Annotated in this window: 26 protein-coding genes; 11 read left to right on the top strand and 15 right to left on the bottom strand. The window is 70.5% G+C overall.

The window, feature by feature from the left end; translation table 11 throughout:
* Window position 1: 1 nt before the first annotated feature.
* The 4 genes from Q0599_RS14075 to Q0599_RS14060 are packed head-to-tail and all read left to right on the top strand — an operon-like array spanning window position 2 to window position 3,795.
* A complete protein-coding gene (locus tag Q0599_RS14075; protein ID WP_298830384.1) occupies window positions 2-1,612 on the top strand; it encodes an AMP-binding protein in 1,611 nt (536 codons plus the stop codon).
* Window positions 1,612-2,004: a RidA family protein gene (locus Q0599_RS14070; RefSeq protein WP_298830470.1), complete on the top strand. Its 393-nt coding sequence runs from the start codon at window positions 1,612-1,614 to the stop codon at window positions 2,002-2,004. The genes Q0599_RS14075 and Q0599_RS14070 overlap by 1 nt, the downstream gene beginning before the upstream one ends.
* Before the next feature lie 51 nt (window positions 2,005-2,055).
* Window positions 2,056-2,970, top strand: a complete 915-nt coding sequence (locus tag Q0599_RS14065) for a DMT family transporter (protein ID WP_298830383.1) — start codon at window positions 2,056-2,058, stop codon at window positions 2,968-2,970.
* Between the two features lie 36 nt (window positions 2,971-3,006).
* The gene (locus tag Q0599_RS14060) at window positions 3,007-3,795 is read left to right on the top strand and encodes an SDR family oxidoreductase (protein ID WP_298830381.1); all 789 of its coding nucleotides are present in this window, start codon (window positions 3,007-3,009) and stop codon (window positions 3,793-3,795) included.
* A 3-nt stretch (window positions 3,796-3,798) separates the two neighbouring features.
* On the opposite strand, the gene Q0599_RS14055 is transcribed toward Q0599_RS14060, so the two are convergent.
* Window positions 3,799-4,716: a DMT family transporter gene (locus tag Q0599_RS14055; RefSeq protein WP_298830379.1), complete on the bottom strand. Its 918-nt coding sequence runs from the start codon at window positions 4,714-4,716 to the stop codon at window positions 3,799-3,801.
* Between the two features lie 7 nt (window positions 4,717-4,723).
* A complete protein-coding gene (locus Q0599_RS14050; protein ID WP_298830469.1) occupies window positions 4,724-5,032 on the bottom strand; it encodes a DUF2007 domain-containing protein in 309 nt (102 codons plus the stop codon).
* Window positions 5,033-5,097: 65 nt separating this feature from the next.
* Here Q0599_RS14050 and Q0599_RS14045 point away from each other — a divergent pair, with 65 nt between their 5' ends.
* The 4 genes from Q0599_RS14045 (at window position 5,098) to Q0599_RS14030 (ending at window position 8,568) form a co-directional block, all read left to right on the top strand.
* A complete protein-coding gene (locus Q0599_RS14045) occupies window positions 5,098-6,090 on the top strand; it encodes a quinone oxidoreductase (protein ID WP_298830378.1) in 993 nt (330 codons plus the stop codon).
* A gap of 100 nt (window positions 6,091-6,190) precedes the next feature.
* On the top strand, window positions 6,191-6,787 hold the full coding sequence (locus tag Q0599_RS14040) for a YfiR family protein (protein ID WP_298830377.1): 597 nt from the start codon (window positions 6,191-6,193) through the stop codon (window positions 6,785-6,787).
* The gene (locus Q0599_RS14035; RefSeq protein ID WP_298830375.1) at window positions 6,784-8,058 is read left to right on the top strand and encodes a sensor domain-containing diguanylate cyclase; all 1,275 of its coding nucleotides are present in this window, start codon (window positions 6,784-6,786) and stop codon (window positions 8,056-8,058) included. Before Q0599_RS14040 ends, Q0599_RS14035 begins: the two co-directional genes overlap by 4 nt.
* A gap of 9 nt (window positions 8,059-8,067) precedes the next feature.
* Window positions 8,068-8,568 (top strand): OmpA family protein, encoded by a 501-nt coding sequence (locus tag Q0599_RS14030; RefSeq protein WP_298830373.1) that lies wholly within the window; start codon window positions 8,068-8,070, stop codon window positions 8,566-8,568.
* Between the two features lie 16 nt (window positions 8,569-8,584).
* Here Q0599_RS14030 and Q0599_RS14025 read toward each other — a convergent pair whose 3' ends face one another.
* The 6 genes from Q0599_RS14025 to ileS all read right to left on the bottom strand — a co-directional run bounded on the left by Q0599_RS14025 (window position 8,585) and on the right by ileS (window position 15,347).
* Entirely contained in the window at window positions 8,585-8,776 is a 192-nt protein-coding gene (locus Q0599_RS14025) for a hypothetical protein (RefSeq protein WP_298830371.1), read from the bottom strand.
* A gap of 122 nt (window positions 8,777-8,898) precedes the next feature.
* Window positions 8,899-9,318: a hypothetical protein gene (locus Q0599_RS14020; RefSeq protein ID WP_298830369.1), complete on the bottom strand. Its 420-nt coding sequence runs from the start codon at window positions 9,316-9,318 to the stop codon at window positions 8,899-8,901.
* Window positions 9,319-9,436: 118 nt separating this feature from the next.
* Window positions 9,437-10,228, bottom strand: coding sequence for a DUF2189 domain-containing protein (locus tag Q0599_RS14015; protein ID WP_298830367.1), 792 nt, complete (start codon window positions 10,226-10,228; stop codon window positions 9,437-9,439).
* Between the two features lie 67 nt (window positions 10,229-10,295).
* Entirely contained in the window at window positions 10,296-11,993 is a 1,698-nt protein-coding gene (locus Q0599_RS14010) for an AarF/UbiB family protein (protein WP_298830366.1), read from the bottom strand.
* A gap of 16 nt (window positions 11,994-12,009) precedes the next feature.
* Window positions 12,010-12,498, bottom strand: a complete 489-nt coding sequence (gene lspA / locus Q0599_RS14005; protein WP_298830364.1) for a signal peptidase II — start codon at window positions 12,496-12,498, stop codon at window positions 12,010-12,012.
* Between the two features lie 2 nt (window positions 12,499-12,500).
* Window positions 12,501-15,347: an isoleucine--tRNA ligase gene (ileS, locus tag Q0599_RS14000; RefSeq protein ID WP_298830362.1), complete on the bottom strand. Its 2,847-nt coding sequence runs from the start codon at window positions 15,345-15,347 to the stop codon at window positions 12,501-12,503.
* A gap of 272 nt (window positions 15,348-15,619) precedes the next feature.
* Here ileS and Q0599_RS13995 point away from each other — a divergent pair, with 272 nt between their 5' ends.
* Window positions 15,620-16,816, top strand: a complete 1,197-nt coding sequence (locus tag Q0599_RS13995; protein WP_298830360.1) for a VCBS repeat-containing protein — start codon at window positions 15,620-15,622, stop codon at window positions 16,814-16,816.
* 21 nt (window positions 16,817-16,837) lie between these two features.
* On the opposite strand, the gene Q0599_RS13990 is transcribed toward Q0599_RS13995, so the two are convergent.
* Both Q0599_RS13990 and Q0599_RS13985 read right to left on the bottom strand, forming a co-directional pair.
* Window positions 16,838-17,806, bottom strand: coding sequence for a bifunctional riboflavin kinase/FAD synthetase (locus Q0599_RS13990; protein WP_298830358.1), 969 nt, complete (start codon window positions 17,804-17,806; stop codon window positions 16,838-16,840).
* Window positions 17,807-17,831: 25 nt separating this feature from the next.
* Window positions 17,832-18,986, bottom strand: a complete 1,155-nt coding sequence (locus Q0599_RS13985) for a GAF domain-containing protein (protein ID WP_298830356.1) — start codon at window positions 18,984-18,986, stop codon at window positions 17,832-17,834.
* Between the two features lie 155 nt (window positions 18,987-19,141).
* On the opposite strand from Q0599_RS13985, the gene Q0599_RS13980 reads away from it, so the two are divergent.
* Window positions 19,142-20,839 carry a PQQ-dependent dehydrogenase, methanol/ethanol family gene (locus Q0599_RS13980; RefSeq protein ID WP_298830354.1) on the top strand — a complete coding sequence of 566 codons (1,698 nt, stop codon included), beginning with the start codon at window positions 19,142-19,144 and terminating at the stop codon, window positions 20,837-20,839.
* On the top strand, window positions 20,836-21,177 hold the full coding sequence (locus Q0599_RS13975) for a cytochrome c (protein ID WP_298830352.1): 342 nt from the start codon (window positions 20,836-20,838) through the stop codon (window positions 21,175-21,177). Before Q0599_RS13980 ends, Q0599_RS13975 begins: the two co-directional genes overlap by 4 nt.
* On the opposite strand, the gene Q0599_RS13970 is transcribed toward Q0599_RS13975, so the two are convergent.
* The 5 genes from Q0599_RS13970 to Q0599_RS13950 form a co-directional block, all read right to left on the bottom strand.
* Complete coding sequence (locus tag Q0599_RS13970) at window positions 21,140-21,877, bottom strand: pseudouridine synthase (RefSeq protein ID WP_298830351.1); 738 nt, start codon at window positions 21,875-21,877, stop codon at window positions 21,140-21,142. The two genes, Q0599_RS13975 and Q0599_RS13970, sit on opposite strands and share 38 nt — an antisense overlap.
* Before the next feature lie 130 nt (window positions 21,878-22,007).
* Window positions 22,008-22,988, bottom strand: a complete 981-nt coding sequence (locus Q0599_RS13965) for a P1 family peptidase (RefSeq protein WP_298830349.1) — start codon at window positions 22,986-22,988, stop codon at window positions 22,008-22,010.
* 36 nt (window positions 22,989-23,024) lie between these two features.
* Entirely contained in the window at window positions 23,025-24,158 is a 1,134-nt protein-coding gene (locus tag Q0599_RS13960; RefSeq protein ID WP_298830348.1) for an acyl-CoA dehydrogenase family protein, read from the bottom strand.
* 2 nt (window positions 24,159-24,160) lie between these two features.
* Entirely contained in the window at window positions 24,161-25,342 is a 1,182-nt protein-coding gene (locus Q0599_RS13955; protein WP_298830347.1) for an acyl-CoA dehydrogenase family protein, read from the bottom strand.
* A gap of 92 nt (window positions 25,343-25,434) precedes the next feature.
* Complete coding sequence (locus Q0599_RS13950) at window positions 25,435-26,415, bottom strand: tripartite tricarboxylate transporter substrate-binding protein (protein ID WP_298830345.1); 981 nt, start codon at window positions 26,413-26,415, stop codon at window positions 25,435-25,437.
* Between the last annotated feature and the right edge of the window lie 2 nt (window positions 26,416-26,417).

Below are 26,417 nucleotides of genomic sequence, written 5' to 3'. Positions count from 1 at the left end.
GATGCCCTCGGCGCACATCGACACCTTTGCCGCCGACCACCTGCCGCCGCGCGAGCAGTGGCCGGAGTTCCTCTTCGAGGCACCCGAGCTGCAATTCCCCGAGCAGCTCAACTGCGCCAGCGAACTGCTCGACCGCTGGGTGGCGGCGGGGCAGGGCGGGCGCCTGTGCGTGCAGGGTGCCGGCGTGCGCTGGAGCTACGCCGACCTACAGGAGCAATCCAACCGCATCGCGCGCGTGCTCGTCGAGGACATGGGCCTGGTGCCTGGCAACCGCGTGTTGCTGCGCGGTGCCAACTCGCCGATGCTGGCCGCCTGCTGGTTCGCGGTGGTCAAGGCCGGCGGCATCGCCGTGGGCAGCATGCCGCTGCTGCGCGCCAAGGAGCTGACGCAGATCGTCACCAAGGCCGAGATCACGCACGCGCTGTGCGATGCGCGCCTGGCGCAGGAGCTGGCGCTGGCGCGCCCCGCCAGCCCGACGCTGACGCGCGTGATGCACTTCAACACGCCGGACGCAAACGAGCTCGACGCCCGCGCCGCAGGCAAGCCGGCGGGCTTCGACAACGTGCCGACGTCGAAGGACGACACCTGCATCATCGCCTTCACCTCGGGCACCACCGGCCAGCCCAAGGGCACGATGCATTTCCACCGCGACGTGATGGCCGCCTGCGCCTGCTGGCCGAAGCACGTGCTGCGGCCGGCGCGCGACGACGTGTTCATCGGCAGCCCGCCGCTGGCCTTCACGTTCGGGCTGGGCGGTCTGCTGCTCTTCCCGCTGTCGGTGGGCGCCTCCACCGTGCTGCTGGAGAAGGCATCGCCCGACGTGCTGCCGGCGGCGATCGCGCACCACCGTGCGACGATCCTCTTCACCGCGCCGACCTCCTACCGCGCGATGGCGCCGCTGCTCGCCGGTCACGACCTGTCGTCGCTGCGGAAGAGCGTCAGCGCCGGCGAGGCACTGCCGGCGGCCACGCGCGCGCTGTGGAAGCAAGCCAGTGGCATCGAGATGATCGACGGCATCGGCTCCACCGAACTGCTGCACATCTTCATCTCGCACGACGAGGCTCACGCCAAGCCGGGCGCCACCGGCACGCCGGTGCCGGGCTACGTCGCCTGCGTGATCGACGACGACGGCAGGCCTCTGCCGCGCGGCCAGGTGGGCCGCCTGGCCGTCAAGGGCCCGACCGGCTGCCGCTATCTCGACGACGATCGCCAGCGCCAGTATGTGCAGCACGGCTGGAACGTCACCGGCGACGCCTACCTCGTCGACGACGAAGGTTGCTTCGTCTACCAGGCGCGCACCGACGACATGATCGTCAGCGGCGGCTACAACATCGCCGGCCCCGAGGTGGAGAGCGCGCTGCTGCTGCACCCCAAGGTGGCCGAATGCGGCGTGACCGGCGAGGCCGACGCCGAGCGCGGCCAGATCGTCAAGGCCTTCGTCGTGCTGCGCCCCGGCCACGAGCCGTCGGAGGAACTCGTGCGCGAGCTGCAGGACTTCGTCAAGCAGGCCATCGCGCCCTACAAGTACCCGCGGGCGATCGAGTTCCGCAGCGCGCTGCCGCGCACCGAAACCGGCAAGCTGCAGCGCTTCAAGTTGAGACAAACGTCATGATGCAGGTGCTGCAACCCCCGGGCTGGGAGAAGCCCAAGGGCTATGCCAACGGCGTTGCCGCCGAAGGGCGGATGGTGTTCGTGGCCGGCCAGATCGGCTGGAACGCCGCCTGCCGCTTCGACAGCGACGACTTCGTCGCGCAGACGCGGCAGGCGCTGGCGAACGTCGTCGCGGTGCTCGCCGAGGCCGGCGCCACGCCGGCACACATCGTGCGCATGACCTGGTACGTCACCGACAAGCGGGAGTACCTGTCGCGCGGCCGCGAGGTCGGTGCGGTGTTCCGCGAGCTGATCGGCGTGTACCACGCGGCGATGAGCGCGGTCGAGGTGAGCGCGCTGATGGAGGACCGCGCCAAGGTGGAGATCGAGGTCACGGCGGTGGTGCCGCGCTGACATCCCCCGCGGCCGGCGCGGCGAGGGGTGCCTCGTAGAATCGCGCGGGCCATGAGCTCCCGCGTCCTCGCAGCCGACCACCCGCCCGCGACCGTGCTGCCGGGCCTGGCGCTCGCCGCGGCCGGCGCCGTGGCCTTCTCGGGCAAGGCGATCATCGTCAAGCTGGCCTACCGCCATGGGGTCGATGCGGTGACGCTGATCATGTTCCGCATGCTGTTCGCCCTGCCGCTGTTCCTGGCGCTGGCCTGGTGGGCAGGGCGCGGCAAGCCGGCGCTGGATCGCCGCGACAAGCTGGCCGTGCTGGGCCTGGGCTTCAGCGGCTACTACCTGGCGAGCTTCCTCGATTTCGCCGGCCTGGCCTACGTGACGGCGAGCTTCGAGCGCCTGGTGCTCTATCTCAACCCGACCATCGTGCTGCTGCTCGGCTGGGTGCTGTTCCGCCGCCGCGCCACGGCGCGGCAGCTGATCGCGATGGCGGTCAGCTACTGCGGCGTGCTGCTCGTCTTCGCCCACGACCTGCAGCTCGCCGGGCGCGAAGTGGCGTTCGGCGCGGCGCTGGTGTTCGGCAGCGCGCTGAGCTACGCGGTCTACCTCGTCTACAGCGGCGAGGTGGTCAAGCGCCTCGGCTCGCTGCGCCTGACCGGCCTGGCCACCAGCGTGGCCTGCGTGCTGTGCATCGCGCAGTTCCTCGTGCTGCGGCCACTGTCGGCAGCCACCGAGGTGGCGCCGCCGGTGATCTGGCTGTCGGTGCTGAACGCCACGCTGTGCACCTTCGCGCCAGTGCTGATGATCATGATGGCGATCGAGCGCATCGGCTCGACACTCACCGCGCAAACCGGCATGCTGGGCCCGATGTCGACCATCCTGATGGGCGTGTTGCTGCTCGGCGAGCCGTTCACCGCCTGGGTGGCGGCCGGCACGGTGCTGGTGCTGGGCGGAGTGTGGCTGCTGGCACGGTGGCGTTGAGGTCTGGCGGAGTTCTCTCAAATCAAGGAGTTGTGAATGGATCTGGGTATCGCAGGACGCTGGGCACTGGTGTGTGCGGCGAGCAAGGGCCTCGGCAAGGGTTGCGCGATGGCGCTCGCCGCCGAGGGCGTGAACGTGGTGATCACCGCGCGCGGCGAGGAGGCGTTGCAGGCCACCGCGGCGGAGATCCGCGCGGCACACCCGCAGGTGCAGGTGGCGGCGGTGGCCGGCGACATCGCCACGCCCGCGGGCCGCGCCGCGGCGCTGGCTGCCTGCCCGCAGGTCGACATCCTGGTCAACAACGCCGGTGGCCCGCCGCCCGGCGACTTCCGGGACTGGGATCGCGAGGCCTGGCTGAAGGCGATCGACGCCAACATGCTCACGCCGATCGAGCTGATGAAGGCCACGGTGGACGCGATGGCGGCGCGCGGCTTCGGCCGCGTGGTCAACATCACATCGGGCGCCGTGAAGGCGCCGATCGATACGCTGGGCCTGTCCAACGGCGCGCGCAGCGGGCTCACCGGCTTCGTCGCCGGGCTGGCGAGGCAGACACGACTGGCCCAGGCCAACGTGACGATCAACAACCTGCTGCCGGGGTGGTTCGACACCGATCGCGTGCGCACCACCATGCAGGCGGCCGCGACGGGCAGCGGGCAGAGCGTCGAGGCGGTGATGGACAAGCGCCGTGCCGGCATCCCCGCGCAGCGTCTCGGACGCGCCGACGAGTTCGGCGCTTTCTGCGCCTTCCTGTGCAGCGCCCATGCCGGTTACCTCACCGGCCAGAACATCCTGCTCGACGGCGGCGCCTACCCGGGCACCTTCTGAGGTTCAGCGCCTGGGCATCGACGACACCACGATGCCCGACGCGATCAGCACGAACGAGGCGCCGTGGTACCAGCCCGGCGCTTCGCCGAGCAGCGCCGCCGACATCAGGCCGGCGAACACCGGCGTGAGATTGCTGAAGAAGGCGGCGATCGCGGGACCGACGGTGGACACCCCCAGGCCCCAGGCACGGTAGGCGATCAGCGAAGGGCCGATGGCGACGTAGGCCAGCGCCGCTGCCACCCAGGGTGTCCAGTGGATCTCGGCCGAGGCGAACTTCGCCTCGGCGCCTGCGGCCAGCGTCGCCCAGGCGGTGCCGAACAGCATCTGCACGAGCAGGAATTCGGCCCAGTTCCACGCCGGCCGCGCCTCGCCGCGCATCGTCGCGGGCGGACGCGCCAGCATCCAGCTGTAGCCGGCCCACAGGGCCACGGCCAGCAGCATCAGCAGGTCGCCGGGCACCAGCGTCACCGCGCGCAGGGTCTCCAGGCTGCCGCGCGCGATCACCAGCGTCACGCCGGCAAGCGACAGCGCGGCACCGAGGATCTGCCTTGCACCCGGCCGCTCGCCGTAGAAGAACAGTCCGACGAGCAGCATCCACACCGGCGCGCTGGCTGCGATCAGCGTCACGTTCAGCGGCGTGCTGGTCTGCACCGCGAGGTACTGCAGTGCGTTGTAGCTGCCCACGCCGAGCAGACCGAGCAGCGCGAAGTGCCTCCAGCGCGCGGTGATGTCGCCCGGCGAGCGCAGCACCCGCCAGCCCAGCGGCAGCAGCAGCGCCAGGGCCAGCCACCAGCGCATCGCGTTGAGCGCCAGCGGCGGCACGCTGCCCACCAGTGCACGGCCGACCACCGCGTTGCCGGCCCACAGCAGGGGCGGCAGGGTCAGCATGGCGGCGATGCGCGGCGTGAGGTGGTGGTTCATGGCAGGTTCACGGCGAGGGCATGGCCGCGCCGCAGTTCCAGCACTGCTCGAAGGGCCCGTCGATGCGCTCGCCGCAACCGGGGCAGAGCCAGTGGCGGTGCGGCGGATGGCGCAACTGCACGAGCAGCGCACGCGCCGCCTCGAGCCGCTCGTCGTCCGTCACCCACACCTCGGGCAGCGCCTGGTCGGGCGGCAGCTCGCCGGCGATGCTGCCGGCATAGGCGCGCTGCACGCTGGCCTCGATGCCGGCGTTTGTGAGCATGTCGGCCCACAGGGTGGCGAGCGCGAGGTTGGGAGCGGAAATCAGGCGGCGCATGCAGCGGCGGGCAAAGGCTGGCACGATACCGGATCCGCAGTCGTCGTACCCGAATAGGACCCCCGATGCCCCAAACCGTCAAAGCCATCCGCGTCGCCGCCTACGGCGGCCCCGAAGCCATGCAACTCGACGAGATCGAGGTGGGCGAACCCGGGCCGGGCGAGATCCGCATCCGCCACCATGCCTGCGGACTGAACTTCATCGACGTCTACCAGCGCACCGGCCTGTACGCCAATCCGCTGCCGCTGGCGCTGGGCATGGAGGCCGCCGGCGTGGTCGAGGCGGTGGGCGAGGGCGTGACGCACTTGAAGGCCGGCGACCGCGCTGCCTACGCCAGCCAGCCACCGGGTGCGTACAGCGAGGCGCGCGTGATGCCGGCCAAGTGCGTGTGCAGGCTGCCCGACGAGATTTCCTTCGAGACCGGTGCGGCGATGATGCTCAAGGGCCTGACCGTCCAGTACCTGTTGCGCAAGACCCAGCCGCTGGGCGGCCTGCAGGCGGGCGACTTCGTGCTCTTCCATGCCGCCGCCGGTGGTGTCGGACTGATCGCCTGCCAGTGGGCCAAGGCGATGGGCCTGCGGCTGATCGGCACCGCCGGCAGCGACGAGAAGTGCCAGCTTGCGCTCGAGCACGGCGCGGCCTTCGCCATCAACTACCAGAAGGAGGACTTCGTCGAGCGCGTCAAGCAGATCACCGGCGGCCAGGGCCTCAAGGTGGTCTACGACTCGGTGGGCAAGGACACCTTCGTGCGTTCCTTCGACTGCCTGCGCCCCTTCGGCCTGGCGGCGAACTTCGGCAACGCCTCGGGCAAGGTGCCGCCGATCGATGTGGGCATGCTCGCCGCCAAGGGGTCCTTGTACGTGACGCGACCGACACTCTTCACCCACATCGCCACGCGCGAGTCGACGCAGGCGATGGCCGACGACCTGTTCGCGATGGTGGCCAGCGGCGCCGTGAAGATCCGCATCGACCAGCGCTATGCGCTGAAGGACGCGGCGCAGGCGCATCGCGACCTCGAGGCACGCAAGACCACCGGCTGCAGCATCCTTCTGCCCTGAACGGAGTCGTGCCCCAGCGGCGCGACATTTGACACGGCAGTTCTGTGCAGTGCACACAGACGCATGCAAGTGACGGAGGATGACCCGCCATACTGGCGCCATGCCGCCCGTGTACGCGTTCACCCGTTTGCCGAGGCGTGGACAGGGACGTCGGACGACGACCTGCCGCCTGCTCGTCTGCCTGGCCTGCGCGCTGTCGGCGGCGACGGCGACGGCGCAATCCTCCTCGGCGCCGGCGGCCGCACCGCGTGCCAGCGTGGCGGTCGTGGTGGCCGGCATCATCAGCTACACGCGCTGGCCGGCCGACGTCGCGGCGATCCGCCTGTGTACCGTGGGCCGCGGGCCTGGCATCGACGAACTGCTGCTGCGCGCCGCCGAGATCGGCTCGGTGCAGCGCCCCGTGGTGGTGCGGCCGGCAGTCAACGCGGCGGAGGCAGGCAGCGAATGTGATGCCGTCTACGTCGCGGGTGTGGATGCCGCGGCTGGCCGACAGCTGCTCAGGAGCATGGCAGGCCAACCGGTGCTGATGCTCGGCGAGGGTGCGGAGTTCTGCAGCGACGGCGGCATGTTCTGCCTCGAACCTGCCGCGGTCTCGATCCGCTTCAATGCCAACCTCGACGCCATCGCGCGCAGCGGTCTGCGCGTCAACCCGCTGGTGCTGCGCATCGCGCGCAGTGCCATCGGAGGCGGATCATGAGCGCGCGCCAGCCGCTGCTCGACGCGATGCGCGCGGCGCACCTGCGCCTTGGCCTGGCCGCCGTGGTGGCTGCGGCGCTGGTGCTGACGGTGGTGTCCTTCGTCACACTGCGCAGCCAGGTCGACCTCAACCTCAGGCTGGTGGCTCGATCGATCTCCTACACCGCCGAAGCCGCGACCGTGTTCGGCGACCGCGACATGGCGCAGGAACTGCTGGCTCTGGTGGCGCAGCGCGAGGGCCTGCGGGTGGCGCGCATCGTCGACATGCAGGGCCGCAGCCTGGCTACCTACGAGGCGCACAACGACACGCTGCTCGATGCGCTGCTCGGCGACGTCGCCACACTGCTCTTCGCGCGCCAGGCCAGCGCGATCATCGGCCACGAGGGAAGAAGCTACGGCGAGGTGCAGGTGCAGGGAGGCGGCGTCGCCTCGCTGGTTTACCTGCTGAAGGTGCTGGCGGCGATCGTGCTGTGCACGGCGGCGAACGCCTGGCTGGTGGCGCGGTTGTCGCGCCGCATCGAGCGCGACATCGTCCGGCCGCTGAACCGGCTGGCCGCGCTGACGCGTACCGCGCGCATCGAGCGGGCGCTGGAGATGCGTGCGCCGCCGGCCACCGTGAAGGAGATCCACGATCTCGGCGAGGACGTCAACGCGCTGCTGGCGGAGATCCAGAGCCGCGAGGCAAGCCTGGTGGCCAAGCACGAGACGCTGCGCACCGCCAACGAGTCGCTGTCCTACCTGGCCTTCCACGACAACCTCACCGGGCTGCCCAACCGCGCCAGCTTCCTCGAGCGAGCCACGCGGATCGTCGCGTCTCCCCGACCGCGCAGCGAGACGGCGGCGCTGCTGTTCCTCGATTGCGACCGCTTCAAGGCGGTGAACGATGCGCTCGGCCACGCCGCCGGTGACGAACTGCTGGTGCAGGTGGCGCGGCGCATCCGCTCGCAGCTGCGCGACGGCGACTTCGTCGCGCGACTCGGCGGCGACGAGTTCGCGGTGCTGCTCAGCCCGATCCGCGCGACCGAGGATGCTCAGCGCATCGCTGCCAAGATCGCCACCGCGATCCGTGCGCCGATCGACAGCGCCGCCTTCGGGCGCATCGACGCCAGCGCCAGCGTCGGCGTGGCCATGCTGCCCGAGGCCGGTGGCAGCCTGGAGCAATGGCTGGCGGCGGCGGATGCCGCGATGTACCGCGCGAAGGCGCGCTCGCGTGGCTCGGTCGAGCTGTTCGAGGCGCGCATCGACGACATGCCGCGACCGCTGGTCGCCTAGGAGCGGAGATTGGTAACGATCGAGCCCGACAGGAAACGGCGGCGCGTGCTGGCCGCCCTGTTCGCCACCGCCCTGGCGGGATGCCAGACGCCGCCCAAGCCCGATGCGCGTGCGGAGAAGGTGGCCACGCTGCAGCGCCTCGGCTTCGTGGCCGCTGACGGCAACTGGGAGCTCAACCTGGGGGTGAAGCTGCTGTTCGACATCGACGTCGACGAACTGTCGCCCGAGGGGCTCACGGCCGTGGCCGACGTCGCCCGATCGCTGAGCGCGGTGGGCATCGAGCACGTGATGGTCGAGGGCCACACCGACAACGTCGGCACCGCCAAGCACAACGACATGCTGTCATTGCGGCGCGCCGAATCGGTGGCGCGGCAATTGACCAAGGGCGGCCTGAGAGACGGCGCGATCCAGCGCCGTGGTCATGGCTTTGCCAAGCCAGTGGCCGAGAACGCCACGCCGGAGGGTCGCGCCCAGAACCGCCGCGTCGTCATCATCGTGCGGGTCGACTGAGGTCGACCCGACCGACTCAGGAGCCGGCCGGCCGGTAGTAGCGCGCTTCGAGCGCCTTGGCGTTCGTCAGGCGCAGCGCCAGCAGCACGCGTTCCGACCAGGTCAGCGGCTGGATACGCCCGTCGGGCAGGGCCAGCACCGGCCCGAGGATGGGCTCGTCCTCGATGCGGGACTCCTGGTAAGCGCGCACGGGCAAAGTCTCGTTCATGCTCGTCCCCTTCCTAGGCACCACGATGGGCGACCGGTGAGCCGGCCGTCTTGTAACGGGGTGTATTGTAGGGCGGGTGGGGGCGAGCGGCCACGGCGTGGCGCGTAACAGCGCCAGTGCGCTCAGTCCTGGCCTTCGGTCAGTGAATCGAGCTGGAAGCGGCCGCTCTTGTCGACCAGCCAGATGTCCAGGTACTTCGTGCCGCCCATGCGACGCGGCGCGGGCAGGGGCGAGGCCCTGCGGATCATCTCGCGCACCCGGGCGGTCACCTCGGGTGCATGGCTGGGCGTGCGGATCATCTGCACGCCGCGCACGTTGCCGGAGGCGTCGAGGTCGACCTCGGCGACAACGATGGCGTGGATCAGCGGCGGCAACCGGCCCTTGAAGATCTGCTCCTTGTAGGCCGCATAGAGGTGGCGCGCCCCGTCCTGGCGATAGGCCTTGGCGTCGGCAGCCATCGACGGCTCCGGGACGGCAGCCTGCGCGACGGTCCAGGCCAGCAGCAGGCCGGCGGCGACGAGAGGGGCTGGCGAGGGCTGCATGCGGGGCTCCGGCAGTGGGGTGCGGCCACTGTGCCTTCGCGCCGCGTCGTGCGGGGGTGAGGAAGTCACGCGGGCGCCAGGCGGCGGCCTGACGCCACGTGACGTTTGACGGGATTCGTCAGGCGATGCCCGCTGGCAGCTCGCCGACGGCGCATCGGTAGGCATGCCAGGACGCATGGCCGAGCACCGGGCCGACCACCAGCAGGCCGAGAAAGCCGGGCAGCATCGCCAGCACCACCAGCAGCGTGATCAGCGCCCCCCAGATCAGCATCACCCAGGGTTGCGTCAGGCACAGGCGCAGGCTGGTCAGCCCGGCGCTGACCGCATCGACCGAACGGTCCAGGATCATCGGAATGGAGACCACGCTGATCGCAAAGATCAGTCCGGCGAAGATCGCGCCGACGGCCAGGTAGGCGACGATGAAACCGACGTTCTCGGGGTCGAGCAGAGCCGCGAGCGAGCCCTTGAAGTCCGGCATGCCGTCGAAGCTGACCGCGAACACCACCAGCGAGGCGCGGCCCCAGATCATCTCGAGGATCAGCAGCACGCCGCCGAAGACGGCCATGGTGCCGGTGCGCGTGTCCCAGGCGGTGAGCGATGCGCCGAGGTCGGGCGGCTCGCCGTGCTCGAGCTTGCGGCTCACGTCGTAAAGGCCCAGGCACAGGAAGGGGCCGACGAGCAGGAAGCCCGCCGACAGCGCCAGCACCCAGGCCGGCGCATGGCGGTAGGTCCACAGCAGCACCCAGCCCATCACCGCAAAGCACGTCCCGTAGAACAGTCCGATGCCCGGGGCGCGCGTGAAGTCCCGCCATCCATGCACCAGCCAGCGCAGCGGGTCATCGGCGCGCAGCGGTCGCAGCGGCAGGTCGAGGATGGAGTCGGGGCGCTGCTCGGCGGAGGTGTCGTCCATGGGGGGCATTGGGCCGTGCCGCCGCACCGCGCGCAATCGGGGCCGCCCTAGCGAGGCTTGACCAACGTCAATCTTCCCCGTCGCGGTGATGGGTGCTGCGCCAGATCGATCGGACCAGCCACAAGCCGCCCAGCACCGCGCCGCTGAAGCCGAGGAAGCCGAAGGCCGGCAGACCGAACAACGTGGGTCCGCCCTTCACCGTCATGACGATCGACGAGCCGATGATCAGCGCGGCGATCACCAGCGCCAGCGAGAGCCGGTTGGCTGCGCGGTCGAGCTGGTCACCGACACGCTTGAGGTGCGCGAGGTCGATGTGCAGCTGCATGCGGCCGCGGCGCAGGTTGCGCAGCGCACGCGACACGTCGTGCGGCAGCCGCTCGGCCATGGCCAAGGCATCGCGCAGGGTCTGCCAGGCGCGCTTGCCGATCGCCTGCGGCTTGTAGCGTGCTCGCAGCACCTGGCGCAGCAGCGGCAGCGCCTCGCTGGCCATGTGAAATCCGGGGTCCAGACCGCGGCCCATGCCCTCCAGCGAGATGAAGGCCTTGATGAGCAGGGCCAGGTCGGCGGGCAGCGCGAGGCGGTGCTCGCGCAGGATGGTGGTCACGTCGGCGAGCATCTGGCCGAGGTGAAGTTCGGCCAGCGGCGTGCCGTGGTACTGGTCGACGAAGGCCTCGATCTCGCCTTCGAGTGCGCTCAGGTTGGCGCCGTGCTCGTCCCCGGTCCAGTCGAGCAGCACGTCGGCCACCGCCTGCGGCTGGCGCTCGACCAGGCCGAGCAGCAGCGCCAGCAGCTCCTCGCGGCGTCTCATGGTGAGGCGGCCGACCATGCCGAAGTCGATGAAGGCGAGGCGGTTGCCGCTCAGGTAGAAGACATTGCCCGGGTGCGGGTCGGCATGGAAGAAGCCGTCCTCGACGATCATCTTCAGCACCGCCTGCGCGCCGCGTCGGGCGAGCAGCGGCCGGTCCAGCCCCTCGGCGCTGACGCGCTCGAGGTCGCTGCCCGGGATGCCCTCGATGCACTCCTGCACGTTGATGCGCTCGTGCGTGTGCTGCCAATGCACCTTGGGGATCGTCACGAACGGCAGCACCGCCAGGTTGCCGGCAATGCGCTCGGCGTTGTGGCATTCGGCGGCCAGGTCCATCTCGCGCTGCAGCGAGCGCGCCAGCTCGCGCACCAACTGCTTCGGTCGATAGGGCTGCAGTGCCGGCGCCTCGGCCTCGGCCATCGCGGCCAGGCGGTCGAGCAGGCGCAGGTCGGCCTCGACGATTTCCCGGATGCCGGGGCGGCGAATCTTCACCACCACCTCGCTGCCGTCCTTCAGCCGGGCGCGGTGCACCTGCGCAATCGACGCGGCGGCGAGCGGCTCGGCATCGAAGCGCTCGAAGACGGCTTCCGGCTCGTCGCCGAGATCCTCGCGCAGCTGCCCGCGCAGGGTCTCCAGCGGCACCGCCGGCACCTGGCTGTGCAGGCGCGAGAACTCGGCGATCCAGTCCGGGCCGAACAGGTCGGCCCGGCCGGCGAGGATCTGGCCGAGCTTGACGAAAGTGGGGCCGAGTTCCTCCAACGCGAGTCGCACCTGCACCGGCGGTTCGAGGCGCGCGAGGTCGGCGGCGTGGTCGCGGTGCAGCACGTGGCCGGCGCGTTCCAGTGCGTCGGCCAGTCCGAGCCTGCGCACGGTGTCGCCGAAGCCGTGACGGATGAAGACGCCGGCGATCTCGTTGAGCCGGCCCAGGTCGCGTGCGGCGCCGAGGGTCTCGATCAGCATGGCGCGCAGTATCGCGTCAGCTGCGCCTGACGCGCAGCAACTCGTCGAGGATCAGCAGGCCGGCACCCACGGTGATGGCGCTGTCGGCGATGTTGAACGACGGGAAGTACCAGCCGCCGTAGTGGACCTGGACGAAGTCCACCACGTAGCCGTGCAGCAGCCGGTCGGTCACGTTGCCCAGGGCGCCGCCGAGGATCAGCGACAGCGCCCAGGCGAACATGCGCTGGCCGCCGTGGCTGCGCAGCATCCAGACGATGAAGACGGCGGCGACGACACCCAGGCCGATGAAGAACCAGCGCTGCCAGCCCGACGCGCCGGCGAGGAAGGAGAAGGCCGCGCCGGTGTTGTGCACGCGCACGAGGTTGAAGAACGAGGTGACGCCGAGGCTGTCGCCGAGCTGGAAGTAGCCGAGGATCAGCGTCTTGCTGAACTGGTCGAGCAGGATGATCGCCAGCGCGATGCCCAGCCAGGGCAGCAGCGGGCTGCCGGACTTCTGCCATGCCATGGTCAGGCCACCTTGCGCGTTTCGCCGGCGCCGAAGAGGTTGCCGGTGCAGCGGCCGCAGATCGTCGGGTGCGCGCCGTCGTGGCCGACGTCGTCGCGCCAGTGCCAGCAGCGTTCGCACTTGGTGGCACTCGACGGGGTGACCTGCACGGTCAGTTCCGATCCTTCGGCCAGCGCGACCGCCGAGGTGATGGTGACGAAGCGCAGGTCGTCGCCCAGCGCGGCGAGCAGCGCGTGGTCGGCGGCGCCGGCGGTGATCTTCAGGTTGGCCTGCAGCGACGAGCCGACCTGGCCCGCGCTGCGCACCGCCTCGATCTCCTTGTTCGCCAGGTCGCGGATCTCGCGGATGCGCGTCCACTTCGCCAGCAGCACCTCGTCGGGCGCATCGAAGTTCCAGTAGGTCTCGGTGAAGATCGAGGCGGATGCCCCCGGCGCGAACAACTTCCACGCCTCCTCGGCGGTGAAGCTGAGGAAGGGGGCCATCCAGCGCAGCATCGCGTGGGTGAGTTGCCACAACGCGGTCTGCGCCGAGCGGCGTGCCAGCGATTTCGGCGCGGTGGTGTAGAGGCGGTCCTTCAGCACGTCGAGGTAGAAGGCACCGAGGTCCTCGCTGCAGAACACCTGCAGCTTGGCAACCACCGGGTGGAACTCGTAGATCTCGTAGTGCTGCAGCACCTCAGCCTGGAACTGCGCCGCGCGCGACAGCGCCCAGCGGTCGATCTCCAGCATCTCCGCGGGCGCGACCGCATCCTGGGCAGGATCGAAGTCGCTGGTGTTGGCGAGCAGGAAGCGCAGCGTGTTGCGGATGCGACGGTAGGCATCGACCACGCGGGCGAGGATCTTGTCGTCGCCGGCGATGTCGCCCGAGTAGTCGCTCGCCGCCACCCACAGCCGGATGATCTCGGCGCCCAGCGTCGAGCTCACCTTCTGCGGCTCGATGCCGTTGCCCAGCGACTTGCTCATCTTGCGGCCCTGGCTGTCCACCGTGAAGCCATGGGTCAGCAGGCCGCGATAGGGCGCGCGGCCGAACAGCGCGCAAGCCAGCAGCAGCGACGAGTGGAACCAGCCGCGGTGCTGATCGTGGCCTTCGAGGTAGAGATCGGCCTCCGGTCCCTCCTGGTGGAAGCCTTCCGGATGCTGGCCACGCAGCACGTGCCAGAAGGTCGAGCCGGAGTCGAACCAGACCTCGAGGATGTCGCTGCTCTTGGTGTAGTGCGCCGCATCCTCGGCGCCGAGGATCTGCTCGGTCGTCATGCGGCTCCAGGCCTCGATGCCGCCGCGCTCGACGATGTCCGCCGCCTGGTCGAGGATGTCCATCGTGCGCGGGTGCAGTTCGCCCGTGTCCTTGTGCAGGAAGAAGGGCAGCGGCACGCCCCAGCTGCGCTGGCGCGAGATGCACCAGTCGGGCCGGTTGGCGATCATGTCGCGCAGCCGTGCGCGGCCGTTCTCCGGGAAGAAGCCGGTCTGGTCGATCGCGTCCAGTGCCATCTGGCGCAGCGTACGCGGCGCCTTGTCCTTGGTGAACACGCCTTCGCCCGCGTCCATGCGCACGAACCACTGCGCTGCGGCGCGGTAGATCACCGGGCTCTTGTGGCGCCAGCAGTGCGGGTAGCTGTGCGTGATGGTCTCGGTGGCGAACAGGCGCCCGGCGCTCTTCAGCGCCTCGATGATCACCGGCACGGCCTTCCAGATGTTCTGGCCGCCGAACAGCGGGAAGTCGTGCGCGTAGCTGCCGTTACCCTGCACCGGGTTGAGGATGTCGTCGTACTTCATGCCGTGCGCGACGCACGAGTTGAAGTCGTCCAGGCCGTAGGCCGGCGAGCTGTGCACGATGCCGGTGCCGTCGTCCGCCGTCGCGTAGTCGGCCAGGTAGACCGGGCTGAGGCGGTCGTAGCCCTTGTCAACATGGGCGAGAGGGTGGCGGAAGTGGATGCCGCCCAGCTTCTCGCCGGTGACGGTGGCCAGCACCTGGCCGGTCAGACCGAAGCGGGCCCGGCACTTCTCGACCAGGGACGCAGCCAGCACCAAGAGGCCGCGCTCGGTATCGACCAGTGCGTACTCCAGCGTCGGGTTGAGGTTGAGCGCCTGGTTGGCCGGGATCGTCCACGCCGTGGTGGTCCAGATCACCGCGAAGGCGTCCTTCTCCAGCTTCGTCAGGCCGAAGGCGCTGGCCAGGCGCTCGGGCTCGGCGCACAGGAAGCCGACGTCCAGCGTCTGGCTCTTCTTGTCGGCGTACTCGATCTCGAACTCGGCGAGCGAACTGCCGCAGTCGAAGCACCAGTACACGGGCTTCAGGCCGCGGTAGACGAAGCCGCGCTCGATGACGCGCTTGAACGCGCGGATCTCGCCGGCCTCGTTGGCCGGATCCATGGTGGCGTAGCGGTCTGCCCAGTCGCCGAGCACGCCCAGGCGCTTGAAATCGGCCATCTGCAGCGCGATCTGCTCGGTGGCATAGGCGCGGCTCTTCGCCTGCATGTCGTCGCGGCTGAGGTTGCGGCCGTGCTTCTTCTCGATCGCGTTCTCGATCGGCAGGCCGTGGCAGTCCCATCCCGGCACGTACTGCGCGTCGAAGCCCTTGAGCTGGCGCGCCTTGACGATCATGTCCTTGAGCACCTTGTTGACGGCGTGGCCCATGTGGATGGCGCCGTTGGCATAGGGCGGGCCGTCGTGCAGCACGAACAGCGGCGCGCCGTGACGGGCGTCGCGCAGTGTCTTGTAGATGCCCTGCTCGTCCCACTCCTTCACCCAGCCCGGCTCGCGCTTGGCGAGGTCGCCGCGCATCGGGAAGGGCGTGTCGGGCAGGTTCAGCGTCGCGCGGTAGTCGACGGGGCGTTCGTTGGAATCGGTCATGGCGATCGCGCGTCGCGTGCTGACGCGCCTCGTGGTTCCGGGGCCGGTGCAGCGCACCGGAGTCGCAGGTTCAGCGCGAGCGCTGAATTCGGTCGCGCGTGGTCTGCCGACGGACGGCCGCATGCCCGCGCGGGCAGGGCAGGGAGAGGAGGCGGGAGACCATGGGTCGATTCTACCGGGCGGGCTGCAGCCCACGGCAGACGGCCTGCCGTGGCGCAAGTCGAAGCCGCGCCGGCGTTGCTACAAGGAGACCGGTACTTCGGGAGCCGTGGATGAGAGGGCTGTCACCTGCCGTGCGCGCCTGGGCCGCCGCCGGCCTTCTGGCGGGTTCCGTCAGCGGCTGCGGCGGCGGAGGCGGCGGCATCGATGCCTACTGGGTCGGCACGCAGGTCGCCTCGGCCGACCTGGATGGCGACGGCTTGGCCGAGGTCATCACGCTGTCGACCCGCATCGAGAGCTTCGAGCGCCAGATCGGCCATCTGAAGGTCTACCGCCAGACGGCGCCGGGTGTCTTCGCCGCACCGATGGACCATGTCCTGGCGCGCTATCCGTGGCGCTTCGCGCTTGGCGACCTGGACGGCGACGGCCACCCCGACCTGGTCGTCACGCATCCCGACCTGACGCAACTGTCCTGGTTGCGCCAGGATCCTGCCCGGCCGGGCGAGTTCCTCGCGCCCGTCATGCTGGACGCGGCGGCGGGTGCCTATACCGTGGCCCTCGGCGATTTCGACGGCGACGCACGGCTGGACATCGTCGCCAGCGGCCAGCCGATGCAGCTGCTGCGGCAGGATCCCACCCAGAGCGGCCGCTTCCTGGCGCCGCAGCCGCTGGACGCCGGCCACGGGGTGTTCGAAGTCGCTGCGGCGGATCTCGACGGCGACGGCCGCTTCGATCTCGCTGCGGGCGGGGGTGAACGCGTCAGCGTGCTGCTGCAGACCGACGACGGCTTCGCGGCGCCGCGGCCGGTCGCCAGCACCGCGGGCGGCGGTTCGGTGGATCACCTCGCGGCGGCCGACCTGGACGGTGACGGGCGCAGCGATCTGATGTTCGTATACGGCCCGAACGACGAAGGCGACGTGCTCGCCAGCGAGGTCGGCCTGCTGCTTCGCGATGGCGCGGGGGACTTGTTCCAGCCGCTCGTGCGAACCGGCGCGGCACACGCCGGACTGTCCGCTGCCGCGCTGGGCGATCTCAACGGTGACGGCCTGATCGACCTTGCCCGCGGAGGCTTCTGGCCGGAAGGCGCGGGCGCGGTGCGCCAGCAGGTGATCGTGCAGCGCCAGCTCGCGCCGCCGGCGCTGCAACTCGAGGCGACGATCGACATGCCGGCGGCCATCGCGCCGGTGGCGATCGCGGACGTGACCGGCGATGGCCGTCCGGACGTGCTGGCGCTCGGCGGCGACACGGTGTGGGCGCTGCCGCAGCGCGCCACGGCGTTCAGCTTCGATGCCGTGCGCCCGCTGCGCTGAACCGCCCGCGCTGCCAGGCGCTCAGGGTGCCGCGTGCGCGGCGAGGAAGGTGCGCGCGTTCTCGACGTCGTGCCCGATCGCCGCGCGCAGCGCGTCCAGGCTGTCGTAGCGTTCCTCGTCGCGCAGCTTGTGCAGCAGCTCGACGCGCACGATCCGTCCGTAGGCGCCCTCGGCTCCGAGCGATGCCGGCCAGTCCAGGCAGTGCACCTCCAGCACGACGCGACCGCTGTCGTCCACCGTGGGGCGCTTGCCCAGGCTCGCCACGCCGTCCAGTGGCCCGTCGGCAAGGCCATGGGTGCGCACCGCGAAGACGCCCAGAGCCGCAGGCTTCGGATGCGAGAAGCGCAGGTTCAGCGTGCGGAAGCCGAGATCGCGGCCGAGCTTGCGCCCGTGCACCACGTGGCCGCTGAGGCTGTAGGGCCGGCCGAGCAAGGTGGCGGCCCGCTCCATCTCACCGGCCGTCAGCGCCTCGCGCACCGCCGAGCTGGAGACGCGCAGACCATGCACCTCGTAGCTCATCATGCGCGCCACGTCGAAGCCGCAGCGCTGCCCGGCCGCGTCGAGCATCGCGTAGTCGCCGGCGCGCTTGGCGCCGAAGCGGAAATCGTCGCCGACCAGCACGACCTTCGCGCCCAGTCCCGCCACCAGCACGTCGTCGACGAAGGCCTGTGGCGACTGCGCGGCGAAACGCCGGTCGAAGCGCAGCACGACGGTCTGGTCGATGCCGCAGCGCTCGAGCTCGGCCAACTTGTCGCGCAGCGTGGCGATGCGCGTCGGCGCCAGCTCGGGCCTGCCGGTGACCGCAGCGAAGTAGTCGCGCGGGTGCGGTTCGAAGGTCATCACGCAGGACGGCAGGCCGCGGTGCTGGGCTTCGTTGCGCAGCAGCGCGAGCATGGCCTGGTGGCCACGGTGCACGCCATCGAAATTGCCGATGGTCAGCGCACAGGCGGGGGCGATGCCGGGATGGTGGAAGCCGCGGAAGACTCGCATGCACGGGATTATCCCGTGCGGCGCGTCAGCCTTCGCCCTGGCGCAGGTGGCGGTAGACCAGCCCGCGCGACACGCCCAGCGCGCGCGCGGCCTTCGAGACGTTGCCGCCGCACTCGCCGAGCACGCGCACGACGGTCTGACGCTCGGTCTCGCGCAGCGTGGCCGGTGGCGGCGCCGGCTGCGGCGATGGGGCGGGGGGCGGCGCCGGATCGGCGGGGTGCAGCCGTCGATGGCCGTCGCGCGCGCGCCACTCGGGACGCAGCCACAACGTCAGGCCGTTGGGCAGCCGCACGGCCTGCGGCGTGGCGGCGCCGGACAGCGAGGCGAGCGCCGCCAGCGGCAACCCGAAGTGGTCCTCTGCCAGCGGCGCGGGGGCGGAACCCGCTGCCGTGCCCACCCCGAGCAGGCGCGATGCGGCGCCGTTGAGCCAGTCGATGCGGCCGTCGCCGGTGATGCCGACCAGCGCGGCCATCGGCGTGTCCAGCAGCGCCGGCGAGATCTGCATGCGCACCACCAGGTGCTCGGTGGACTGCGCACACAACAGCCGGTTCTCGATCTCGGCGGCGTAGTGCGCCACCACCGAGGCGGCGTCGAAGCCGAACGGCAATCCCTCGCTGGACAGGTCGAGCACGCCGGCGAGGCGGCCGCGCACGTCGCGGATCGGCGCGGCCGCGCAGTGCATCACCTGCACGTTGCCGAAGAAGTGCTCGCCGCCGAGCACCACGCTGGGCTGGCCGGTGCGCGCGGTGATGCCGGGTGCGGTGGTGCCCACCGCCTCCTCGGCGAGGTTGACGCCGATGCGCGTGCTGACCGGCATCAGGCGCTCGTGGCTGCGCGCCTGCGTGAACGTGCTGCCGATGATCACGCCCTGCGGATCGGTGAGCATGGCGGTGCCGCTGGTGCCGGCGAGCGTCTCGCGCAGCCGCTCCAGCTCGGCGCTGGCCGCCTCGAGCAGCTGGCGGTTGGCGCGCAGCACGCTGTGCACGCGGCTGGGCGTGACCGGCTCGAACGTCGCCGGCTTGTGCGGGTCGGGGTGCGTGCGCAGGCAGCGCGACCACGACTGCAGCACCGCCTCGCTGACCATGCCCGAAGGACGCAGGCCGTCCTCGAAGAAGTGCTGACGCGCCAGCGCGACACGCTGTTCGGGCGATGCGTAGAAGGGGTTGGCGGGCAGATTCATCGGCGTCTCCGGCCGCGCAGTGTGCGGCCTGTGCGCGGCACCGGGCAAGCTGTGCTGCAACGGAACAGCAAGGGGCTAGGGTTACTCCCGAAGTGGCCGCGACCTTGACGCGGATCTATCGTCCGACCCGTCCCGGAACACGACGAGGAGACATCATGGACAAGACGCTGGTGCGCTGCGTGGCGGCAATGGCGCTGTCGGGCGCCCTGACGGGCACGCACGCGCAGACGATCGCCGACCTGCGCAACGACGCCGCCACGCCCGGCGACGTCACCACCTACGGCATGGGCTGGTCGTTGCAGCGCCATACGCCGCTCAGGCAGATCACGCCGGCCAACGTGAAGCACCTGGCGCCGGTGTGGAACCTCAGCCTGGACAACTCGACCAACGCCTCGAACCAGCCGCTGGTCATCGATGGCACGATGTACGTCGCCTCGCACACGCACACGATCGCCATCGACGCGGTGACGGGCCGGCAGAAGTGGAAGACGGCAATCGAACTGCCCAACGACATCGCCGGCTACCTGTGCTGCGGCATCCACACGCGCGGCATGGCGGCGCTGAACGGCGTGCTCTACCGCACCACCATCGACGCGCACGTGATGGCCGTCTCGATGGTCGACGGCAAGACGATCTGGAAGAGCAAGGCGGCCGAGTACAAGGACGGCTACTCGATGACCCACGCGCCGCTGATCGCCGACGGCGTGCTGATCACCGGCATCTCCGGCGGTGAATACGGTACGCGCGGCTTCCTCGACGGCTGGGACCTGAAGACCGGCGAGAAGAAGTGGCATCGCTGGACCACTGCCGCTCCTGGCGAGCCCGGCGGCGACACCTGGAAGGGCGAGGCCTACAAGACCGGCGGCGCGCCGACCTGGCTGACCGGCAGCTACGACCCCGAGCTGAACCTCGTGTACTGGGGGGTGGGCAATGGCGGCCCGTGGAACGCGGCCACGCGCGGCGGCGATTCGCTCTACATCGGCTCGGTGCTGGCGCTCAGGCCCTCCACCGGCGAGATCGTCTGGCACTACCAGTTCGCCCCCGGCGACCCGTACGACTACGACGGCACCAACGAGCTGGTGCTGGCGGAACTGCCGATCAACGGCAAGAGCACCAAGGTGCTGATGCAGGCCAACCGCAACGGCTTCTTCTACGTGCTCGACCGCACGAACGGCAAGCTGATCTCCGGCACGCAGTTCGCGCGCAAGGTCAACTGGGCCAGTGGCATCGACAAGGCCAGCGGCCGCCCCATCGACACGCCGATGACGGCGATGGTGCGCCAGACCGAGGAAATGAAGGACTTCATCGAGGTCTGGCCGAGCGCCTTCGGCGGCAAGAACTGGATGCCGATGAGCTACGATCCGGCGCGCCGCCTCGTCTTCCTGAACTCGATCGACCTCGGCATGAAGGTCAAGTACGTCAAGCAGGAACGGCCGGGCGGACCGAACTGGTACCTCGGTCTCGAACTCGGTGGCTTCGTCGACCCCTCCGACGGCAGCCGCGGCGCGCTGGTGGCCTGGGACCCGGTGGCGGGCAAGGCGGTATGGACGGTGCGCAACAAGTCGCCGTTCTGGGCCGGCGTGCTGTCGACCGCCTCGGGCGTGGTCTTCACCGGTGCGCAGAACGGCCAGTTCATGGCCTACGACGCGAAGACGGGCAAGAAGCTGTGGTCCTTCCAGACCGGCTCGGGCATCTCCGGATTGCCGATCGCCTGGCAGAAGAACGGTCGCGAGTACATCACCGTGCTAAGCGGGTCGGCGCATGTCTACGGCGCGCTTGCCGGCGACCCGGACACCGCCAACGTGCCGGCCGGCGGCTCGGTGTGGACCTTCGCGCTGCCCTCGGCACGATGACCGCGGGACATCGCACCGCAGCCCTGCTGGCGCTCGCGGCCGCAGCGTCGGCGGTGGGTGCGCAGCCGTCGGCAGCCGACGCCGCCGAGGCCGGGCGCAGGATCTACGTCAGCTCCTGCACCCGCTGCCACGGCATCAATCTCGTCACCAATGGCATCGGCTTCGACCTGCGCACCTTTCCGCAGCACGACAAGGAGCGCTTCGTGCGTTCGGTGACGAACGGCAAGGGCGCGATGCCGGCCTGGGGCGGCACGCTGAAGCCGGAGCAGATCGACCTGCTTTGGGCCTACGTCGGCATGGTCAACGGCTGGAAGCCGCCGGCGTCGGCGCCCCAGTGATGTCCTGCGGCCCGGCCAGCCAGCGCCACTGGCCGGGGCCGAGGTCGGCCGGCAGCGTCAGCGCGCCGAAGCCGCTCCGGTGCAGGGCCTCGACGCGATTGCCCGCGGCGGCGACCATGCGCTTGACCTGGTGGTACTTGCCTTCGGTGAGCGTGAGGCGCAGGCCGTGCGTGCCGTCGGCCTCGCAGGCCGCGGCGCGCACCGGCGCCGGGTCGTCGTCGAGCACCACGCCCTCGCGCAGCGCCGTGAGCTGCCGTTCGTCGACCGGATGCTTGCATCGCACCTCGTAGACCTTGGGCACGTGGTGCTTGGGCGAGGTGAGCCGATGGATCAGTGCACCGTCGTCGGTGAGCAGCAGCAATCCCGTGGTGTCCTCGTCGAGCCGGCCCACCGGCTGCACGCCGCGCCGGCGCAAGGGTGCAGGCAGCAGGCTGAGCACGCTCGGGTGGTGCTTCGGCTTTTGCGAGCACTCGTAGCCGGCGGGCTTGTGCAGCAGGACCAGCGCCTTCTCGTGGAACGGCCAGCATCGGCCCTGCACGCCAAAGACCAGGTCCACGGGGTCGACCTCGTGCCAGGGGTCGTCGCAGACCTGGCCGGCCAGGCTGACGAAGCCCGAGGCGATCAGGCCTTCGCACTCTCGCCGGCTGCCGAAGCCTTGCGAGAAGAGCACCTGGGCGAGGGTGGTGGCGCGCCTGGTCATGCAGCTTCTCGGCCCCCTTCCACCCGCTGCCGGGAGCGCCGGTCCACGCGCCGTCCGCTCGCGCGAACCTGTCGTCGCGGTCGGCGCGGATCGTCGTCCACCGCGCTGCGATGGGTGGGCAGGGAAGGGCTCATGCGAGGTCCGACGCGCAAGGCAGTGCGGGAAGGCCGGGCTCCGCCAGGCGCGACGCAGCACGCACGGCCCGCAGCACCGCCCGCGTGGTGGCCTCCGCAGCGAGTGCGCCGAGCAGGGTGACGTTGGTGCTGCGGCCGGCGGTGCCGGTGCCCAGCGCGAACAGCGTGTCGCCGTCGCCCATGGTGTGCACCGGGTTGATGCAGCGCGCGAGGCCGTCGTGGGCCATCTGCGCGATCTTGTTCGCCTGCGACTTGGTGAGCTGCGCGTCCGTGGCGATCACGCCCAACGTGGTGGCGGCGCCGGGCTGCAGCGGCGCGGGCAGTTCGCCGCGCAACAAGGCGTCCATCGAATTCTGCAGGCGCGCGCCGCCGGCGGTGCGTGCGCCGGCGACAGGCTGCCCGCTGGACGGGTCGATGACGTCGCCGAGCGCGTTGACGGCCACGAGGGCGCCGACGGTGATGCCGCCGACCGTCACCGCGGCACTGCCGATGCCGCCACGCATCGCACGCTCGATGCCGAACAGCTTGCCGACGGTCGCGCCGGCGCCGGCGCCGACGTTGCCCTGGGCGGGAATGTCGCGGCTCGCCGCGACACAGGCCGCGTGGCCGGCGGCGGCGTCCGGCCGGATGCGCGCGTCGCCGAGCCAGAGGTCGAACAGGATCGCCGCGGGCACGATGGGCACACGCGCGGGCCCGACCTCCACGCCGATGCCGCGCTCTTCGAGCCAGCGCATCACGCCGCCCGCTGCATCGAGGCCGAAGGCGCTGCCGCCGGCCAGCAGCACGGCATGCACCTTCTCGACGGCGTTCAAGGGCGAGAGCAGCTCGGTCTCGCGCGTGCCGGGTGCGGCGCCGCGCACGTCGACGCCGCAGGTCGCCCCCTCGGGCACCAGCACCACCGTGCAGCCGGTGGGCCGGCGGCGGTCGCTGAAGTGGCCGACGCTCACGCCGGCCACGTCGACGATGGAATCGTTCATGCCGGCATCCTAGCCGGCAGCGGCGTCACGCCGGGTTCAGGCGAACACGCCGGCGCTGTCCTGCATGCGCGCGGACACCTCGCCGAGGTGGTGCAGCGAATCGCCGAAGGTCATCTCGAGCACCGTCAGCCGCTTGAAGTAGTGGCTGGCGATGTACTCGTCGGTGACGCCGATGCCGCCATGCAGCTGGATGCACTGCTGGCCCACGAAGCGCATCGACTGGCCGAGCTGGTACTTCGCCTGGGCGATCGCACGGCGGCGCACGGCGGGCGCCTCGCTGAGCTTGAGGCTGGCGTAGTAGCTCATCGAGCGCGCCAGCTCGAGCTGCATCTTCACGTCGGCGATGCGGTGGCGCAGCGCCTGGAAGGTGGCGATCGCCACGCCGAACTGCTTGCGCGTGTTCATGTACTCGGCGGTGATGCCGACCAGCTTGTCCATCGCGCCGACGGCTTCGGCGCAGACCGCGGCGATGCCGGCGTCGATGGCCTGCTCGAGCAGCGGCAGGGCGTCGGCGGCGATCCATGTCGCCGGCGTGTCCTTCAGCGCGAGCTCGGCGGCGCGCGCGCCGTCCTGCGTCGGGTAGCCGCGCACGGCGAGGCCGTTCGCGCCCTTGGGCACGAGGAACAGGCCGATGCCGGCCGCATCGGCGGCTGCGCCGGCGGTGCGCGCCGGCACGATGAAGGCGTCGGCCTCGTCGCCCGCGGGCACGAGGCTCTTGGCGCCGCTGAGCGTCCAGTCGCTGCCGACCTTCGCGGCTGTCGTCGTCACGTGGTTCAGGCGGTAGCGGGCGGCGCGCTCCTGATGCGCGAGCACGATCAGCGCCGAGGCGTCGGCGATCTTCGGCAGCCACTCGGCCTGCAGCTCGGCCGGCGCAGCGGACAGCAGCGTCGGCGCCACCAGCGCGCCATGCGCATAGGGCGCGTTGACCAGGCCTCGGCCGAGCTCCTCGCACACCACCATCGCCTCGACCGGGCCGAAGCCCATGCCGCCCTGCGATTCCGGCACGGCCAGGCCGGTCAGGCCCAGCTCGGCGAGCTCGCCGTAGACCTTGCGCGTGGCGCCGCCGGCCTTCGCGATGCCGTGGCGGCGCTCGAAGCCGAAGCCCTTGTCGACCCAGCGGCGCACCGCGTCGCGCAGCGATTCCTGGTCGTCGGAGAAATCGAAGTCCATGGTCAGCTCCCGAGCACCGTAGCGGAGACGATGTTGCGCTGAACTTCGTTCGAGCCGCCGTAGATCGTCGTCTTGCGGTAGTTGAAGTAGTTGGCGGCCAGCGGCGCGCAGTGCGCCGCGCCGACCTGGTCGCCCTGCCAGCCGGCTTCCATCGCCTCGCGGATGAAAGGCACGCTGTAGGGCCCGGCGGCGAGCATCATCAGCTCGGTGTAGCGCTGCTGGATTTCGCTGCCGCGGATCTTCAGCAGGCCGGCAACGTCCAGCGCCGCCTTGCCGCTCTTCTCTGCCGACAGCACGCGCAGCACCATCATCTCCAGCGCGACGATGTCGACCTCGAGCTTGGCGACCTCGTCGCGGAAGCGCGTGTCCTCGTACACGCCTTCGGCCTTGGCGATGCGCTTGAGCCGCTCAAGCTCGCGCTTGGCGCGGTTGACGTCGGCGATGTTGGTGCGTTCGTGGGCGAGCAGGTGCTTCGCATAGGTCCAGCCCTTGTTCTCCTCGCCCACCAGGTTGTCGACCGGCACCTCGACGTTGTCGAACCAGACCTCGTTCACCTCGTGGCCGCCGTCGAGCATGATGATCGGCCGCACGGTGATGCCGGGGCTCTTCATGTCGATGAGCAGGAAGCTGATGCCGGTCTGCGGCTTGCCCTCGGTGCTGGTGCGCACCAGGCAGAAGATCCAGTCGCCGTACTGGCCGAGCGTGGTCCAGGTCTTCTGGCCATTGACGATGTAGTAGTCGCCCTTGCGCTCGGCACGGCACTTCACCGAGGCAAGGTCGGAGCCCGAGCCCGGCTCGCTGTAGCCCTGGCTCCACCACACCTCGCCGCTCATGATGCCGGGCAGGTGGCGCTGCTGCTGCTCGGGCGAGCCGAAGGCCATGATCACCGGCGCCACCATCACCGGACCGAAGGGCACGACGCGCGGCGCGCCGGCCAGCGCGCACTCCTCCTCGAACAGGTGGCGCTGGATGACGTTCCAGCCGGGGCCGCCGAACTCCTTCGGCCAGGCCCAGCCGTGCCAGCCCTTCTTGCCGAGGATCTTGGCCCAGCGCTGCATGTCGTCGCGCGTCAGGTGCAGCGCGTTGTGCACCTTGTGGCTGATGTCCTGGGGCAGGTTGTCCGCCACCCAGGCGCGGATCTCGGCCCGGAAGGCTTGCTCCTCGGGCGTGAAGTTCAGGTCCATCGCTGTCTCCGGAAGGGCTTTCGGTTCAGGGTGCGTTTTAGCACGACCGTGCCATTTTTCCCTGTCCCTGCGGCGACAGCAGGGGTGCCCGGTCAGTCTCCCTTGAAGCCGGAAGCGCGGATCGGGGGGCCCCAGCGATCCAGGTCTTCCTTGAGGATGGCGCCGAGACGCTCCGGGCCGTACCCGGTGGGCTCCAGACCCATCTCGACCAGGCGCTTGTGCAGCGCCGGATCGGCCAGCGCCGCCAGGGCGGCCTTCGACAGCCGCTCCACCGCCGCCGGCGGCGTGCCCGCCGGCGCGAACAGCGCGTACCAGGGCTTGGCGACCAGGTCGTGGCCGAGTTCGCGGAAGGTGGGCACGTCGGGGAAGTTCGCGTCGCGCTGTTCGCCCGCGACGGCGAGCAGACGCGCCTTGCCACCCGCGACCAGCGCGCGGATGTCGGCGGCCACGGTGGAGATCGCGCTGACCTCGCCGCCTGCAATGGCCGTCATGGCCGCCGACGTTCCCTTGTAGGGCACGTGCGTCAGCGTCAAGCCGGCCGACTTGGCGAACATCACGCCGAAGAAGTGCGGGATGCTGCCCGGCGCGGCCGACGCATAGAAGCCGTTCTTCGAGGGATCGGCCTTCACCCAGGCGACGTATTCGGCCAGCGTCTTCGCTGGCACGGCGGTGCCCACGCCCAGGCCGACCTGGAAGTTGCTCAGGTGCGCCACCGGCACGAAGTCCTTCACCGGGTCGTAGCGCAACTGCCCGGCGTAGGAGTGCGGGAAGATGGCCATCGTCGCCACGGGGGTCATCAGCAAGGTGCTGCCGTCGGCCGGCGCCGCCTTGACGAGCTCGTTGGCGATGCGCCCGCCGGCGCCGGCCTTGTTCTCCACGATCACCGTCTGCTGCAGCGTGCGTTGCATGTGCTCGGCGAGGACGCGCGCCAGCGAGTCGGACGTGGCGCCGGCAGGGTAGCCGACGACGATGCGCACCGTGCCTTCCTGCGCCGCGGCGGTGCCGGCGGCAAATGCGAGCGCGGCGGCGGCGACGAGGGTGCCGAAGCGGCGGCGTGAGCGGGTCTGGGTCATGG

The organism is uncultured Piscinibacter sp. (assembly GCF_937952055.1).
In the GTDB taxonomy this organism is placed as follows: Bacteria; Pseudomonadota; Gammaproteobacteria; order Burkholderiales; family Burkholderiaceae_C; genus Piscinibacter.
This window is presented reverse-complemented; position numbering and strand designations above follow the sequence as displayed.